The following is a 14,921-nucleotide window of genomic DNA, read 5'->3' as shown; positions in this document are numbered from 1 at the left end:
CTCATCCGGCACCACCCGCCCGGCCGCACGTCCGACACTCGCCCGGTGCTCGTGCGGCGCTTGCCCGGCGCCCGTGGCACCCGCCCGGGGTGCTCGTCCAGCACTCGCGCGGCATCCGTGCGGCCCTTGCTCGGCGCCTGTGGCATCTGTCCGAGGCCTCTGCGGCGCGCACCCCGGGTGGTGCGGTGGCCGCGTGGGTGGGTCACGCGGCCAGCACATCGTGTGAGCGTGCGCCGACAAGGCTCCCCGCGATGAACGGGGCCGTTGCGGGGCTAGTTGTTGCCGGTCAGGCCCGCCTTGCGGAGGGCTTCGGCCATGGCGCCCGTGGGTGCCGGGCGGTCCTGGCGGCGCCCGCCGCGCTGGCCGTCGCCCCGGCCGCGCTGGCCGCCGTCGCCGCCCCTGCCTCCGTCGCCCCCGCGACCGTAGCCGCCGCGGCCGCCGTCACCTCGGCCCTCGCCGCCGCGACCGCCGTTGCCGCCCCGGCTGTTGCCGTCGCCTCGGCCGTTGCCGCCCGGGCCGCCGTCTCCGCGCCGGCCCTCGCCGCCGCGCCCGCCCTCGCCACTGCGGGTGTCGCCGCCGCGCCCGTCGCCGTTGCGGCGGCCGGAGGTGCGAGGGCCGTTGCCGGACCCGTCGCCGCGAGGGCCGTCGCCTCGGCCCGCGCCCCTCCGGGGGCCGTCGCCCTGCGTGCGGGCCGTCGTCTCGTCCTCCAGGCGCAGGGTCAGGGAGATGCGCTTGCGGGGGATGTCGACGTCGAGGACCTTGACGCGGACGATGTCGCCCGGCTTGACCACGTCGCGCGGATCCTTCACGAAATTGCGGGACATGGCCGAGACGTGGACCAGGCCGTCCTGGTGGACGCCGACGTCCACGAAGGCACCGAAGGCGGCCACGTTGGTGACCACGCCCTCCAGGATCATGCCCGAGCTCAGGTCGGAGATCTTCTCGACCCCCTCCTTGAAGGTGGCGGTCTTGAAGGCGGGCCGCGGGTCGCGGCCGGGCTTCTCCAGCTCCCGCAGGATGTCGGTGACCGTCGGCAGGCCGAAGGTGTCGTCCGTGAAGGCCTCCGGCTTCATGGCGCGCAGCGCCGCGGTGTTGCCGATCAGGGACTTGAGGTCGGCCTTGGCCGCCGTGAGGATGCGGCGGACCACCGGGTAGGCCTCCGGGTGCACGCTCGACACGTCGAGCGGGTCGTCGCCCCCGCGGATGCGCAGGAAGCCCGCGCACTGCTCGAACGCCTTGGGACCCAGCCGGGGGACGCTCTTGAGCGCGCCCCGTGTCCGGAAGGGGCCGTTGGCGTCGCGGTGGCGGACGATGCTCTCGGCCAGCGTGGAGCCGATGCCGGACACGCGGGTGAGCAGCGGCGCCGACGCGGTGTTGACGTCGACCCCGACGGCGTTGACGCAGTCTTCGACCACCGCGTCGAGCGAGCGGGACAGCTTGGACTCGGCCAGGTCGTGCTGGTATTGGCCGACGCCGATCGACTTGGGGTCGATCTTGACGAGCTCGGCCAGCGGGTCCTGGAGCCTGCGGGCGATGGACACGGCGCCGCGCAGGGACACGTCGAGCTCGGGCAGCTCCTGCGACGCGTACGGCGACGCGGAGTAGACGGACGCCCCGGCCTCCGAGACGACGATCTTGGTGATCGACGGCATGTGCTTGACCAGCTCGGCGGCCAGCCGGTCGGTCTCGCGCGAGGCGGTGCCGTTGCCGATGGCGATCAGCTCGACCCCGTGGCGCTGTGCGAGCGCGCCGAGGACGGCCAGCGACTGGTCCCACTGCCGCTTGGGCTCGTGGGGATAGATCGTCGCGGTCTCGACGACCTTGCCCGTGGCGTCGACCACGGCGACCTTCACGCCCGTGCGCAGGCCCGGGTCGAGGCCCATGGTGGGACGGCTGCCGGCGGGCGCGGCGAGCAGCAGGTCGCGCAGGTTGGCCGCGAACACCCGCACCGCCTCGTCCTCGGCCGCCTGCCAGAGCCGCATCCGCAGGTCGATGCCGAGATGCACGAGGATGCGGGTGCGCCAGGCCCAGCGCACGGTCTCGGCCAGCCACTTGTCGGCCGGGCGGCCCTGGTCGGAGATGCCGAAGCGGGAGGCGACGCGCAGCTCGTAGTCGGGGCTGTCGTCGGGCTCCAGCGTGACCGACAGCACCTCCTCCTTCTCGCCCCTGAACATCGCGAGGATCCGGTGCGAGGGCAGCTTCGTGAACGGCTCGCCGAACTCGAAGTAGTCGGAGAACTTGGCCCCCGCCTCCTCCTTGCCCTCGCGGACCTTCGACACCAGCCGCCCGCGGTTCCACAGCTGCTCGCGCAGCCCGCCGATCAGGTCGGCGTCTTCGGCGAACCGCTCGATGAGGATCGCCCTGGCGCCCTCGAGCGCGGCGCCCGCGTCGGCCACGCCCTCGGTGACGAAGCCCTCGGCCGTGGCGGCGGGGTCGAGCGTCGGGTCGGCGAGCAGCTGGTCGGCCAGCGGCTCCAGACCGAGCTCGCGGGCGATCTGCGCCTTGGTGCGCCGCTTGGGCTTGTAGGGCAGGTAGATGTCCTCGAGCCTGGCCTTGGTCTCGGCCGCCATGATCTGCTCGCGCAGCTCGTCGTCGAGCTTGCCCTGAGACTCGATCGACTCGAGGATCGCCGCCCTGCGCTCCTCCAGCTCGCGCAGGTAGCGCAGGCGCTCTTCGAGCGTGCGCAGCTGCGCGTCGTCGAGGGCGCCGGTGGCCTCCTTGCGGTATCGCGCGATGAACGGCACGGTCGCGCCGCCGTCGAGCAGCTCGACCGCCGCCTGCACCTGGCCGTCGCGCACCCCGAGCTCCGCCGCGATCCGCTGGTGAATAGAGAGCACTTGCCTGCCTTTCGATGGTCCCGCCGGTCAATTGTGCAGGACGACGCCGTCTTTCATGACCAGAGTCCGCGAAGGGTGAACGACCACCGCCTCCGCCGCGCCGCCGCACGGCACGACGACCAGGTCGGCCCGGTCGCCCGGGGACAGGCCGTACGACTCCAGCCCGAGCGCGCGGGCCCCGCCGTAGGTGGCGGCCTCCAGCGCCAGCTCGATGTCCTCATCCCTGCGGAACGTGCTGCGGTAGGCGACGTGCATCGCCCGCTCCAGCATGTCGCCGCTGCCGTAGGGGCCCCACAGGTCGCGGATGCCGTCGTGGCCGCAGGCGACCGTGACCCCGGCCGCCCGCAGCCGCTTGATCGGCGGCACGGGGAAGCTGTAGACGGCCGCTGTCGCGATGGCGACGCCCGCCTCGGCGAAGCCCTCGATCAGGCGGCCCTGGTGGGTGTCGTCGAGCTGGCCCAGCGCGTAGGCGTGGCTTACTGTCACCCGGCCGCCCAGCCCCAGCGCCCTGGTGCGCTCGGTGATCAGCTCGAGCTCCCACCCGCCTAACGTGCCGCCGTCGTGCAGGTGCAGGTCGAGATGGGCGTCGTAGCGCTCGGCCAGGCCGAAGACCAGGTCGAGGTGGCGTACGGGGTCGCGGTCGATGCCCGCCGGGTCGAGACCGCCGACCGCCTCCACGCCGCCCTTCAGCGCCTCTTCGAGCAGCTCGGCCGTGCCGGGATTGATCAGGACGCCGTGCTGGGGGAAGGCCACCTGGCGCACCTCGACGGGGACGGCCGCGGCGGCTTCGAGCACGGCCTCCACGCCGCGCAACCCCACCTCGGGGTCGATGTCGGTGTGGGTGCGGACGTGGGACGTGCCCGCCGCGCTCATGCGCTCCAGCAGCGCGCGGATCCGCTCGGGGCTCGGCACGCCCAGCTCCGCGCGGCGACCGAGGTCGTTGCCGATGCGCCCGGCCAGCGTGTCGTCGGCCGAATGGGGCACCCAGGGGCCGCCGTAGAGGGTCTTGTCGAGGTGGCAGTGCGCCTCGACGAGGCCGGGCAGCACGAGCTGCCCCGCGATGTCGACGACCTGGGCGCCGGGCGCGTCGATGCCCTGGCGGACGAGGTGGATCCGCCCGTCGCGGACCAGGAGGTCGGCGGGGGCGTCGAGCCCCCAGGGGAGCCCGCCGCGGAGCAGCACGTCGGTCATGGCAAGCACCCTAAACGGCGGCACCGACGTTTTCCGCTGACCGGCGAGGATGGGTCGTGCTCACCCGAGGCGACGCGTTACGCGCGCGGCCCGGCGAAAGGCGCATGCCCGCGACAAGCCCCGCGAAAGGCACATGCCCGTAACAAGCCCCGTGAAAGGTGCGGGGGCCTTGGGGAAGGGGGCTACGCCGGGCGGCCCGCGAAAAGCTCCAGGTGGTAGCAGTGTCGGCAGCGATAGGCGTCGATTTGCCACTTCGGCCGGCCCACCAGCTTGGCACCCCCGAAGAAGGTCCCGCGCTCCAGCGCGCCCTCGACCCACCTGGCGAACCCCGAGGAACTCGGGCCCGTCTCCATGATGAACCCGATCTCCAACCCCTCCTGGCCGCAGTGCGTGCAGTGTAAATTCGGCATGGCCGTACAGGGTAGTCAGATCTCGTCGAGATGGGAGACGTTCGCCACGTCGGCGGCGTCGGTGCTCGGCCGTCCCTCCAGCCAGGCGTCGAGGATCTCGTCGAGCACCACGTCGGACGTGAGCCGGAGGCTGAGCGCCAGCACGTTGGCGTCGTTCCACTTCCGTGCCCCGTCGGCGGTGTAGGCGTCGACGCACAGCGCCGCGCGGACGCCGGGCACCTTGTTGGCGGCGATCGACGCTCCCGTGCCGGTCCAGCAGCAGACCACCGCCTGGTCGGCCCGGCCCTCGCTCACGTCGCGGGCGGCCAGCTCGCAGGCCCACGCCCAGTCGGCGCGCTCGTCGGGGCTGAGGGCCCCGTGCGTCACGACCTCGTGCCCTCTCCTGCGCAGCTCCGCCACGACCCGTGCCGCCACGCCGTCCGTGCTGTCGGCGGCCACCGATATCCGCATGCGACCTCCCGTTCCGATCTCCAGGTGTACCAGCAGCGGTCCTGGAGTGGCGAGACGGGATGAAATGTGCTTGGTTGAGTCGCCATATGAGCATCGATGTAAGCGATATACCCGCTCTTGCCCGGGGTTGTGCCGTTCTGGGCACCGGAGGCGGCGGTGACGTGCGTACGGGCTCCCTGGCGGCGATCGGGGCCATCCGCGAGCACGGCGAGGTGCCGCTGGTCCACCTGGACGACCTGTCCGACGACGCGCTGATCGTGCCGCTGTCCGGCATCGGCGCCCCGACGGTCAGCCACGAGATGATCCACAGCGCCGACGAGCCCAAGCGCATCGCCGAGGAGATCGAGCGCCTCTTCGGCCGGCCCCCCAGCGCGATCATGTCCTCCGAGATCGGCGGCTCGAACGGCGTGATCCCCGTCGCCTGGGCCGCCCAGCTCGGGTTGCCGCTGCTCGACGCCGACGGCATGGGCCGGGCGTTCCCCGAGGTCCAGATGGTGTCCATGTACGTGGCGGGGCTCCCGGCCGACCTGGTGATCATGTCGGACATCGTGGGAAACGTGGTGACCATCCGCCCGATCGACGGCCTCTGGTCGGAGCGCCTCGCCCGCGCGGTGTGCGTGGCGGCGGGCTCGTCCGCGCTGATGGCCGACTACGTCCTCACCGCCGCACGGGCCAGGGGCGCGGTCATCGAGGGTACGGTCACCCGCGCGATCGAGGTCGGCAGGGCCACGGAGGGCGCGGCCGACCCGCTCGGCGCGCTCCAGGACCGGCTCGGCGCCGCCCGCCTGATCACCGGCAAGCTGACGGACGTGGAACGGCGCACCACGGGCGGCTTCGTCAGGGGGACGGCCACGATCGAGGGCACCGGGGCCGAGCGGGGCCGCCGCCTCACCCTGGAGCTGCAGAACGAGAACCTCGTCGCCCTGGAGGACGGCCGGGTGCGGGCCATGGTTCCCGACCTCATCACCGTCGTGGACACCGAGACGGCCGCCGCCATCCAGACCGAGGCCCTCAGGTACGGCCAGCGCGTCACGGTGCTCGCCTGGCCGTGCGACCCGCTCTGGCGCACCCCCAAGGGCCTGGAGACGGCCGGGCCGCGGGCCTTCGGCTACGACCTGGACTACGTACCCGTCGAGGAGCTGATCGCCCATGGCTGACCTGCCGGACCTGCGGATCGGCATCGACGTCGGCGGCACGAACACCGACGCGGTCGCGCTCGACGCCGAGGGCCGGGTGGTCGCCAAGGCCAAGCGCCCGACCACCCCTGACGTGACCGAGGGCCTGCGGGCGGCGCTCGACGCGGTGCTCGCCGAGCTGGGCCAGGGACAGGACCGGGTCGGACGGGTCATGCTCGGCACCACGCACGCCACCAACGCGATCCTGGAGCGCAGGAACCTCGGCCGCGTCGCCGTGCTCCGGCTCGGCGCGCCCGCCACCACCTCCGTGCCCCCGCTGTCGGGCTGGCCGGACGACCTGCGCGCGGCCGTCTCGGCGGGCGAGGCGATCGTGCCCGGAGGCCACTACGTCGACGGCCGCGAGATCGGCCCGCCCGGGCTCGACGCCGTACGCCGCTTCCTGGACGCCGCCCTGAACGCGGCCGCGGCCGACGCCGTGGCCGTCACCAGCGTGTTCAGCCCCGCCAGCGGCGAGCACGAGCGGGCCGTGGAAGAGCTGGTCAAGGCGGAGTACGGCCTGCCGGTCTCGGTGAGCCACGAGATCGGCTCGCTCGGCCTGCTCGAACGCGAGAACGCCACCGTACTCAACGCCGCCCTGTACGGCGTCGCCGCCCACGTGACCGAGGCCCTGGTCACCGCGCTGGCCGAACGGGGCCTGGGCGCCCGGCCGTACCTGGCGCAGAACGACGGCACCCTCATGACGCTGGAGCACGCCGCGCGCCTGCCGGTCTCCACGATCGGCTCGGGCCCGGCCAACTCCCTGCGCGGGGCCGCGTACCTGTCAGGCGTGCGGGACGCGATCGTGGTGGACGTGGGCGGCACGTCCACCGACCTCGGCGTGCTGGCCGGCGGCTTCCCGAGGGAGTCGGCGGCGGCGGTCGAGATCGGCGGGGTGCTGACCAACTTCCGGATGCCCGACATCCTGGCCATCGCGCTCGGCGGCGGGACGGTGGTGCGGAGCGGCGGCGTCGGCCCCGACTCGGTCGGCTACCGCATCGCCGGGGAGGCGCTCGTGTTCGGCGGGTCCACGGCGACGATGACCGACGCCGCCGTGGCGGCGGGACGGAGCCCGCGCGAGGCGGACGGTTGGCACGAGCGCCTGCGAACGGCCGTCGAGGCGGGCGACGTGCCGGAGAGCACCCTGAAGAGGGCGGTGGCCGTCGCGGACGAGATGGTCATCGACGCGGTGGACCGGATGGCCCTCGGCAGGACCGACCGGCCCCTGGTCGCGGTGGGTGGCGGGGCCTTCCTGCTACCCGACGACATCCCCGGCGCGAGCCGGGTCGTCCGCCCCGAGCACGCCGAGGTCGCCAACGCCGTGGGCGCCGCCATCGCACTCGCGAGCGGCAGAGTGGATACGATCTTGCCTACGGGAGATAGCCGGACAGATGCGATCGAAAGGGCCAAGGAGGAGGCGGCGGCGCGGGCCGTGGCGGCGGGGGCCGATCCCTCCGGCGTCGAGATCGTGGACCTCATCGAGGTGCCGCTGAGCTACCTCTCCGAGCCCGCCGTGCGGATACACGTCAAAGCAGCCGGACCCCTCGCCCGGTGAAAGATCGAAAGGATCCCCCCACCATGCGCTGGCACAAGCGTCTGCTCGTCGCCGGGGTCACCGGTGCCTTGGCCCTGACCGCATCCGCGTGCGCGGGCGGCCAGGTGCGGGGCGCCGGCGGGACCCCGGAACCGGCGGCGAGCAGCGGCGGTCAGCCGGCGGCCACGCCGGCCGCGCAGGCCAACGACAGCACGTTCGTCTACGCCCCCAACCTGGACGTCGTCACCGACTGGGACCCGGCGACCTCCTACTCCAACGAACTCGTCGCCCTGCAGAACATCTACGAGGGCCTGACCAGGTACGACTCGCAGGAGCGCAAGGCCGTGCCGCGCCTCGCCACCGAGTGGACCTCGGCGGACGGCGGCAAGGAGTGGACGTTCAAGCTGCGGCAGGACGTCACGTTCCACTCCGGTGCCAAGCTCGACGCCGAGGCCGCCAAGAAGGCCATCGAGCGGACCATCGACAAGAAGGGCGGCGCGGCCTACATCTGGGACTCGGTCAAGACGATCGAGGCGGTGGACCCGTCCACGCTGAAGTTCACCCTCAAGTACCCCACGCCGCTCGACCTCGTCGCCTCCTCCGCCTACGCCGCCTACATCTACGACGTGGACGCCGTGGACAAGGACGGCAAGTCGGACGCGGGCACCGGCCCGTACACGATCGACTCCTGGCAGAAGGGCAAGGAGACCGAGCTCACGCTGAAGGCGTACGAGGACTACTGGGGCGGCTGGAAGCCGGAGCAGTACAAGAAGGTCGCCTTCCGCGTCACCCCGGAGATCACCACGGCCTGGCAGCTCCTGCAGAAGGGCGAGGTCAACTTCGTCCAGCGCCTGAACCCGCAGCTCTTCGAGCAGGCCGGGGCGACCCCCGACGTCCAGACGGCCTCCTCGCCGTCGTTCCAGAACCTGCTGGTCCTGTTCAACACCGCCAAGGGCCCGCTGAAGGACGCCAGGATCCGGCAGGCGCTGCAGTACGCGATCGACTACGACGGCCTGGTGGCGGCGCTGAAGGGCTCCGGCCAGAAGGCCAGCGGCCTGGTGCCGGAGGGCCTGCTCGGCCACGTCTCCGGCATGGAGCCCAAGCAGGACCTGCCCAAGGCGCAGGAGCTGCTGGCCGAGGCCGGGTACGGCCCCGACAACCCCGAGCTGAAGCTCACGCTCACCTACGCCCAGGGCGACGAGGACCAGAAGCTGCTCGTCACGCTGCTCAGCTCGGCGCTCAAGGGCGTGAACGTGACGCTGCAGGCCAAGCCCATGTCGTGGGGCGCGCAGTGGGACCTGGGCAAGAAGCAGGGTCAGGACATCTTCGTCATGTACTGGTATCCGGACTATCCGGATGCCTACTCCTGGTTCCTCAACGTCTTCAAGAGCGAGGACGAGCCGCAGTTCAACCTGTCGTACCTGAAGGACTCCGGCATCGACGCGCAGATCGACTCGCTGCCGGAGCTCACGGCCACCGACCAGCTCAAGGCCGACCAGGCCTACCAGGACCTGCAGAAGGAGATCATCCAGGAGCAGGCGGCGGTCGCGGTGCCGTACGTGCAGAAATACTCCCGCGCCCTCACGGCGGACGTCGAGGGATACGTGGACAATCCCGCCTATCCCAACGTGGTCTTCTTCTACGACCTCAAGCGTAAAAGCTGACCCATGCTGCGCTACCTGATCCGCCGGCTCGGCCAGGCCCTCCTGGTCGTGGCCGGCGTGGTGGTGCTCACGTTCGTCATCATGCGGCTGGTGCCGGGGGATCCGGCGGTCGCGTTCACGGGGCCGAAGGCCACGCCCGAGGAGCTGGCCGCCGCGCACCGGCGGTTCGGGCTCGACGACCCGATCCCCGTGCAGCTGCTCGACTACGTGCGCGACCTGCTCTCCGGGGACTGGGGCATCAGCCTGCACACCAAGCAACCGGTGCGCGACGACCTCTACCTCGCGTTCCCCGCCTCTCTGGAGCTGGTCGGTACGGCTCTGGTCATCGCGGTCGTCGTGGGCATCCCGGTCGGAGTGCTCGCCGCCCGCTTCAAGACGAAATTTCCGGATATCGGGGTACGGCTCGGCAGCGTGCTGGCCGTCTCCATCCCGGTCTTCTGGCTGGCCCTGGCCCTGCAACTGGTCTTCGCCAGCACCCTCGACTGGTTCCCGATCGCGGGCGAGTACGACGGCGAGCTCGACACCACCAGCCCGCTCACCCTCTGGACCAACATCACCATCGTCGACGCCCTCATCACCGGCAACTGGCCCATCTTCACCAGCACCCTCCACCACCTGGTGCTGCCCGCGCTGGTCGTGGCCGCGTACCCGACGGGCGTGATCGCCCAGATGACCAGGGCCGCGCTCATCGAGGAGGGCGGCCAGGACCACACCAGGCTGGAACGCGCGCTCGGCTTCGGCGAGACGTCCATCCTGACCAGGTTCGCCCTGAGACCCGCGCTCAACCCGGTCCTGTCGCTGATCGCCCTGGTCTTCGCCTACTCCCTCGTCAACGGCTTCCTGGTCGAGGCCATCTTCAACTGGCCGGGCCTCGGCCGTTACGCCGCCGACTCCATCCGCTCCCTGGACACCCCGGCCATCGCGGGCGTCACGCTGCTGGTGGCCGTGATGTACGTGCTGGCCAACCTGGTCGTGGACATCCTCCAGGGCTTCGTCGACCCGCGAACGAGGGCACGATGACCGAAGCAGCCCCGGCAGAGGTCCGCCTGCGCCGCACCCTGCCCAGGATCCCCGACCGGTTCGCCGCGCTCGGCGCGGTCCTCATCGTGCTCATCGTCCTGGCCGCGATCTTCGCGCCGTGGCTGGCCCCGTACCCGGCGGACCAGCTCAACCCGGTGGAGGCGGTGCGGCCGCCGAGCGGCGCGCACTGGTTCGGGACCGACCAGGTCGGCCGCGACGTCCTCACGAGGGTCCTGTACGGCGGGCGCACCTCGCTGTTCATCGCGGTCGCGGTCCTCGCCGCGTCGTCGGCGGTCGGGGTCACGCTCGGCGTGGTCGCCGGGTACGCCGGCGGCTGGGTCAGGGACGTGATCATGCGGATCACGGACGTGTTCCTGGCCTTCCCCGCGCTGCTGCTCTCACTCGCCCTGGCCATGGTGCTGCAGCCCAGCGTGAACACCGTGATCCTGGCCCTCGCGGTGACGTGGTGGCCCTGGTACGCCCGGCTCGCCGCCGCCTCGGCCGCCTCGATCGCCACCCGCGGTTACGTGGACGCCGCCCGCTGCCTGGGCGTGCCGGCGCCGCGGATCGTGCTGCGGCACGTGCTCCCGAACTCCCTCACCCCCGTCCTGGTCCAGCTCTCCCTGGACGCGGGCGGCGTGCTCCTGATCTCGGCGGCGCTGTCGTACCTCGGGCTGGGGGCGCAGGAGCCGACGGCGGAGTGGGGGCTGATGGTGCAGGAGGGGCAGACGCTCTTCACCACGAACTGGTGGGTGGCCATGTTCCCCGGCCTGGCGATCATGGTGACGGCGTTCGCGTTCAACGTGCTGGGCGAGGGGCTGCGCAACGCGCTCGACCACCGCAGTGGAGGAGCTCGGCGGGAGAGGGCGGAGCCGGCGAGTGCAGAAGCGGCCGCGAGGGTGGTCAAGTGATCGAGGTGCGTGATCTCAAGGTGCGCTACGGCGCGCGGGTCGTGGCCGACGTGCCCGAGCTGGACGTGGGGGAGGGGGAGTGCGTCGCGATCGTGGGGGAGAGCGGTTCGGGCAAGTCGACCACGCTGCTCTCCCTGCTCGGCCTCACCCAAGATGCCGAAATTTCAGGACATGTACGGGTGTGCGGGGTGGACGTCCTGACCGCCTCGCCGCGCCGCCTCCGCGAGATCAGGGGCGCCAGGGCGGCTCTCGTCATGCAGTCACCCCAGGCCGCCCTCAGCCCCGCCACCCGCCTCGGCGTCCTGATGCGCCGGGCGCTCAAACTCCACGGCGTCGGCACCGCCCCATCAGCCGGGGGGACGCCGGACGAGATCATGGACAGGGCCGTGGAGGCGGTCATGCTCGACCGTGAAATCCTCCGCCGCTACCCCCACGAGATCTCCGGCGGCCAGGCGCAGCGCTTCGCCATCGCGCTGGCCATCGCCCTGGGCGCCGAGGTGATCCTGGCCGACGAGCCCACGAGCGCGCTCGACGTGACCGTGCAGGCCGAGGTGGTCGCCGTGCTGCGCGGGCTGCGCGAGGAGCGCGGTCTCGCGCTGCTGCTGGTCTCCCATGACCTGGCCCTGGTCTCGACGATCGCCGACCGGGTGCTGGTCATGAAGGACGGCGCGGTGGTGGAGTCGGGGCCGGCCGCTCGGGTGCTGGCCGAGCCGTCCCATCCGTACACGCGCGAGCTGCTGGAGGCGCTGCCGTGACCATGCTCAGGGCCGAGCGGGTGACGCTCGGGTACGGCCGGCGCGCGGTCGTGCACGACGTGACCCTGGACATCACCGAGGGCGGTGTCGGACTGATCGGGGAGAGCGGCTCGGGCAAGACGACGCTGGCACGCGCGTTCCTGGGCCTCCTCACCCCCATGTCCGGAAATATCTGGTACGGCGACCAAACCCTGAAAAAGGCGGACCTGAGGAAGTTCCGGAAGGACGTCCAGCCCGTCTTCCAGGCCGAGGCCCTCGACCCCAGGATGCGCATCGGCACCTCCATCGCGGAAGGGCTGCCCAGAAGCGCCCGATCACGAGTGGGGGAGCTGCTGGAACAGGTCGGCCTGGACCCGGACCTGGCCGCCCGCAGGCCGCACCAGCTCTCCGGCGGCCAGCGCCAGCGCGTCGTCATCGCCAGGGCCCTGGCCGTCGGCCCCCGCCTGCTCATCCTGGACGAGCCGACCAGCGCGCTCGACGTCACCGTCCAGGCCAGGATCCTCGACCTGCTGGCCTCCCTCGACACCGAGCGCCTGCTCATCACCCACAACCTCGCCGTCGTGGAGCGGCTCTGCCGCACCTCGCACGTGCTCTTCGCGGGCCGCGTGGTGGAGTCGGGCCCCACGGCCGACCTGCTCGCCGCGCCGGCCCACCCGTACACGAAGGCCCTGCGCGACGCCGTGCCGAGGCTGGGCGGCGCCCCGCCCGAGGCCAGGGGCAGGACCGAGGCCGTGCCGGCGCCGAGCGGGTGCCCGTACAGGCTGCGCTGCCCGCTGGCCGCGCCGGAGTGCGAGCGCCCGCCCGCGCTCCGGGACCTGGGCGGCCGTCAGGCCGCCTGCCATCGGGCGGAGGAGGTCCTCACCTGACGAGGGGCTGAAGGTGTGAGCAGAGGTCGTCGGACAGCTTCGCCATCAACCTGGACAGGTCCGCTCGATCCTCTTCGGACCACTCGGCGAGCGCGCCCTCGAACCAGTCGGTGGTGACCCGCCGGCACCGGCCCGCGACCTCGGCCCCCTCCTCGGTGAGCGTGACCCGCCAGGCCCTGCCGTCATCGGGGTCGCGTACGCGCCGGACCAGGTCGCGCTGCTCCAGCGAGGTGACGTGCCTGGTGACGTGAGGGCTCTCCACCTGCAGGCCTTCGGCGATCGCGCCGATCCTGCGCGGCTCGCCCGCGTCCAGCAGATGGACGAGGATCTGCACGTCCGGCCGGTCGAGCCGGACGCCCGCGGCCTCGGTGAGCCGATCGTGCGTCTTGGCGCGGTTGAGCGTGGTCACCAGCCTGCGGAACGCCACAACCGTCCTCTGGAGATCTTCGTCCATCCGATTTGCTTACCTAACTTAAGTATGTATCATCGTGACTCGTTTACTTACCCAAGTTATCTAAAGGAGCCGTCATGGCGACAGTGGTCGCGTCCGCACCACGCGAGACGTCCACTCGAAACCCCTGGCCCGCGGTGATCTCCCTGGCCTTCGCCGCATCCATCGCCGCCTTGCAGAACACCGCGGTGGTCCCCTTGCTTCCCGTGCTCCAGCGCGAGCTGCACGCCTCGCTCTCCGCCGTCACCTGGACGCTCACGCTGAGCCTGCTGGTGGCGGCGGTCGCCACGCCGTTGCTGGCCCGCTTCGGCGACATGTACGGCAGGCGCCCCATGATCCTCGGCGCCCTGGCCCTCCTGGTGGTCGGCTCGGTCATGGCGGCGCTGGCGACCTCGCTGACCTGGTTGATCGTGGCGAGGGTGCTGCAGGGAGCGGTGTCCGCGCTGGTGCCGCTGTCCATCGGGGTGGCGCGCGGCCTGCTGCCCAGGGACCAGCTGGCGACCGGCATCGGGGTGATCAGCGCGACGATGGGCTTCGGCAGCGGTGGCGGGATGATCCTGGCCGGGCTCGCGTCCGGCGACTTCCACCTGGTCTTCTGGATCACCGGCGGCATCTCGCTGGTGGCGCTCGTGATCGTGGCCTTCCTCGTACGCGACGATGCCCCGGCCGGCAGGGGCCGCCCCGACCTGATCGGCGCGGCCCTGCTGGCAGCCTGGCTCGTGGCGCTCCTGCTGGCCGTCAGCGAGGGCGGCTCGTGGGGCTGGACCTCGCCGGGCGTGCTCGGCCTGTTCGCCGCCGCGGTGGCCCTGGCGGCCGCCTGGGTGCTGGTCGAGCGCAGGGTCGCCGAGCCGCTGGTCGAGATGGCGATGCTGGTGCACCGGGGCACGATCGGCGCCACCGTGGCCTCGATGCTGCTCGGGTTCACGTTCTTCACCCTGATGACCGGCATCTCCAGCTTCGCCCAGGTGCCGGAGCGGACCGGCTACGGTTTCGGCGCGACCACCCTGGAGGTCGGGCTCTACCTGCTGCCGAGCACCCTGTTCATGCTGGTGATCTCCCTGTTCGCCGGCCGGATCATGCGCCGATTCGCGGCCTCGTCCATGGTGGCGGCGGGCTCGGCGATCACCGGGCTGTCCGGCCTCTGGCTGGTGGTCCAGCACGACAGCCCGGCCCACGTGTACGTGGCGACCTCGCTGATGGGCATCGGCCTCGGCGTCGGCTACGCGGCGCTGGGCACCATGGCCGTCGAGCACGTCGACCCCGGCAAGACGGCGCTCGCGGCGGGCGTGAACGCCCTCGTCCGCATCGTGGGCGGCAGCACGGCGGGCGCGGCCATCGCCGCCATCCTCGCCGCCCAGCCCGGCATGGCGGGCTACCAGCTGGTGTTCGCGGTGGCCGCCCTGGCCGGCGCCGTGGCCGCGGCGTTCGCGGCCGTGTACGGGCGGCTCAACCGCAGGGCGGTCACAGTGCCTTGAGCCCGCTGATGACCTCCAGCAGCACCTTCGCGTCGGGTGCGGGTGGCGGGTGCTCGACCTGCACGAGCTGCTGCGCGTGCAGGTCTCCGACCAGGACCCTGACCACGCCGATGGGCAGGCCCAGCTCGGCCGCCACGTCCACGAGCCTGGTGGGCCTGGTGCACTTCTGCAGGATGATCAGATGT

The 14,921-nt window shown here is 72.0% G+C and carries 14 protein-coding genes; 8 read left to right on the top strand and 6 right to left on the bottom strand.

Annotation, left to right across the window (positions count from 1 at the left end):
• Positions 1 to 272 precede the first annotated feature (272 nt).
• The 4 genes from FH608_RS19420 to FH608_RS19405 form a co-directional block, all read right to left on the bottom strand.
• Positions 273 to 2,837 (bottom strand): Tex family protein, encoded by a 2,565-nt coding sequence (locus FH608_RS19420; RefSeq protein ID WP_139631973.1) that lies wholly within the window; start codon positions 2,835 to 2,837, stop codon positions 273 to 275.
• Between the two features lie 27 nt (positions 2,838 to 2,864).
• Positions 2,865 to 4,028, bottom strand: a complete 1,164-nt coding sequence (locus tag FH608_RS19415; RefSeq protein WP_139631972.1) for an amidohydrolase — start codon at positions 4,026 to 4,028, stop codon at positions 2,865 to 2,867.
• A 182-nt stretch (positions 4,029 to 4,210) separates the two neighbouring features.
• Positions 4,211 to 4,438 (bottom strand): hypothetical protein, encoded by a 228-nt coding sequence (locus FH608_RS19410; RefSeq protein ID WP_139631971.1) that lies wholly within the window; start codon positions 4,436 to 4,438, stop codon positions 4,211 to 4,213.
• A 15-nt stretch (positions 4,439 to 4,453) separates the two neighbouring features.
• Positions 4,454 to 4,888, bottom strand: coding sequence for an RpiB/LacA/LacB family sugar-phosphate isomerase (locus FH608_RS19405; RefSeq protein WP_139631970.1), 435 nt, complete (start codon positions 4,886 to 4,888; stop codon positions 4,454 to 4,456).
• Between the two features lie 59 nt (positions 4,889 to 4,947).
• Between FH608_RS19405 and FH608_RS19400 the strand changes: the two genes are divergently transcribed.
• The 7 genes from FH608_RS19400 to FH608_RS19370 are packed head-to-tail and all read left to right on the top strand — an operon-like array spanning position 4,948 to position 12,810.
• Entirely contained in the window at positions 4,948 to 6,045 is a 1,098-nt protein-coding gene (locus FH608_RS19400; RefSeq protein WP_317135570.1) for a DUF917 domain-containing protein, read from the top strand.
• Positions 6,038 to 7,615: a hydantoinase/oxoprolinase family protein gene (locus tag FH608_RS19395; RefSeq protein WP_226899698.1), complete on the top strand. Its 1,578-nt coding sequence runs from the start codon at positions 6,038 to 6,040 to the stop codon at positions 7,613 to 7,615. Before FH608_RS19400 ends, FH608_RS19395 begins: the two co-directional genes overlap by 8 nt.
• A 23-nt stretch (positions 7,616 to 7,638) precedes the next feature.
• The gene (locus FH608_RS19390; protein ID WP_139631968.1) at positions 7,639 to 9,258 is read left to right on the top strand and encodes an ABC transporter substrate-binding protein; all 1,620 of its coding nucleotides are present in this window, start codon (positions 7,639 to 7,641) and stop codon (positions 9,256 to 9,258) included.
• A gap of 3 nt (positions 9,259 to 9,261) precedes the next feature.
• Positions 9,262 to 10,278: an ABC transporter permease gene (locus FH608_RS19385; RefSeq protein ID WP_139631967.1), complete on the top strand. Its 1,017-nt coding sequence runs from the start codon at positions 9,262 to 9,264 to the stop codon at positions 10,276 to 10,278.
• Positions 10,275 to 11,189 (top strand): ABC transporter permease, encoded by a 915-nt coding sequence (locus FH608_RS19380; RefSeq protein WP_139631966.1) that lies wholly within the window; start codon positions 10,275 to 10,277, stop codon positions 11,187 to 11,189. The genes FH608_RS19385 and FH608_RS19380 overlap by 4 nt, the downstream gene beginning before the upstream one ends.
• Positions 11,186 to 11,944 (top strand): ATP-binding cassette domain-containing protein, encoded by a 759-nt coding sequence (locus FH608_RS19375; RefSeq protein ID WP_139631965.1) that lies wholly within the window; start codon positions 11,186 to 11,188, stop codon positions 11,942 to 11,944. Before FH608_RS19380 ends, FH608_RS19375 begins: the two co-directional genes overlap by 4 nt.
• Before the next feature lie 2 nt (positions 11,945 to 11,946).
• Positions 11,947 to 12,810, top strand: a complete 864-nt coding sequence (locus FH608_RS19370) for an ABC transporter ATP-binding protein (RefSeq protein ID WP_226899751.1) — start codon at positions 11,947 to 11,949, stop codon at positions 12,808 to 12,810.
• Here FH608_RS19370 and FH608_RS19365 read toward each other — a convergent pair.
• On the bottom strand, positions 12,803 to 13,264 hold the full coding sequence (locus tag FH608_RS19365; protein ID WP_139631963.1) for a MarR family winged helix-turn-helix transcriptional regulator: 462 nt from the start codon (positions 13,262 to 13,264) through the stop codon (positions 12,803 to 12,805). The two genes, FH608_RS19370 and FH608_RS19365, sit on opposite strands and share 8 nt — an antisense overlap.
• A 74-nt stretch (positions 13,265 to 13,338) precedes the next feature.
• Between FH608_RS19365 and FH608_RS19360 the strand changes: the two genes are divergently transcribed.
• Positions 13,339 to 14,736, top strand: a complete 1,398-nt coding sequence (locus FH608_RS19360; protein WP_139631962.1) for an MFS transporter — start codon at positions 13,339 to 13,341, stop codon at positions 14,734 to 14,736.
• Here the strand turns inward: FH608_RS19360 and FH608_RS19355 are convergent.
• The coding region (locus tag FH608_RS19355; RefSeq protein WP_139631961.1) for a DUF742 domain-containing protein at positions 14,723 to 14,921 on the bottom strand (199 nt) is incomplete at its 5' end. The genes FH608_RS19360 and FH608_RS19355 overlap by 14 nt on opposite strands.

This window comes from Nonomuraea phyllanthi (genome assembly GCF_006334985.2).
Taxonomy (GTDB): domain Bacteria; phylum Actinomycetota; class Actinomycetes; order Streptosporangiales; family Streptosporangiaceae; genus Nonomuraea; species Nonomuraea phyllanthi.
This window is presented reverse-complemented; position numbering and strand designations above follow the sequence as displayed.

Coding starts and splice junctions, on each gene's coding strand:
- FH608_RS19415 (WP_139631972.1), bottom strand. CDS start 4,028: ATGACCGACGTGCTGCTCCGCGGCGGGCTCCCCTGGGGGCTCGACGCC.
- FH608_RS19410 (WP_139631971.1), bottom strand. CDS start 4,438: ATGCCGAATTTACACTGCACGCACTGCGGCCAGGAGGGGTTGGAGATC.
- FH608_RS19405 (WP_139631970.1), bottom strand. CDS start 4,888: ATGCGGATATCGGTGGCCGCCGACAGCACGGACGGCGTGGCGGCACGG.
- FH608_RS19400 (WP_317135570.1), top strand. CDS start 4,948: ATGAAATGTGCTTGGTTGAGTCGCCATATGAGCATCGATGTAAGCGAT.
- FH608_RS19395 (WP_226899698.1), top strand. CDS start 6,038: ATGGCTGACCTGCCGGACCTGCGGATCGGCATCGACGTCGGCGGCACG.
- FH608_RS19390 (WP_139631968.1), top strand. CDS start 7,639: ATGCGCTGGCACAAGCGTCTGCTCGTCGCCGGGGTCACCGGTGCCTTG.
- FH608_RS19385 (WP_139631967.1), top strand. CDS start 9,262: ATGCTGCGCTACCTGATCCGCCGGCTCGGCCAGGCCCTCCTGGTCGTG.
- FH608_RS19380 (WP_139631966.1), top strand. CDS start 10,275: ATGACCGAAGCAGCCCCGGCAGAGGTCCGCCTGCGCCGCACCCTGCCC.
- FH608_RS19370 (WP_226899751.1), top strand. CDS start 11,947: ATGCTCAGGGCCGAGCGGGTGACGCTCGGGTACGGCCGGCGCGCGGTC.
- FH608_RS19365 (WP_139631963.1), bottom strand. CDS start 13,264: ATGGACGAAGATCTCCAGAGGACGGTTGTGGCGTTCCGCAGGCTGGTG.
- FH608_RS19360 (WP_139631962.1), top strand. CDS start 13,339: ATGGCGACAGTGGTCGCGTCCGCACCACGCGAGACGTCCACTCGAAAC.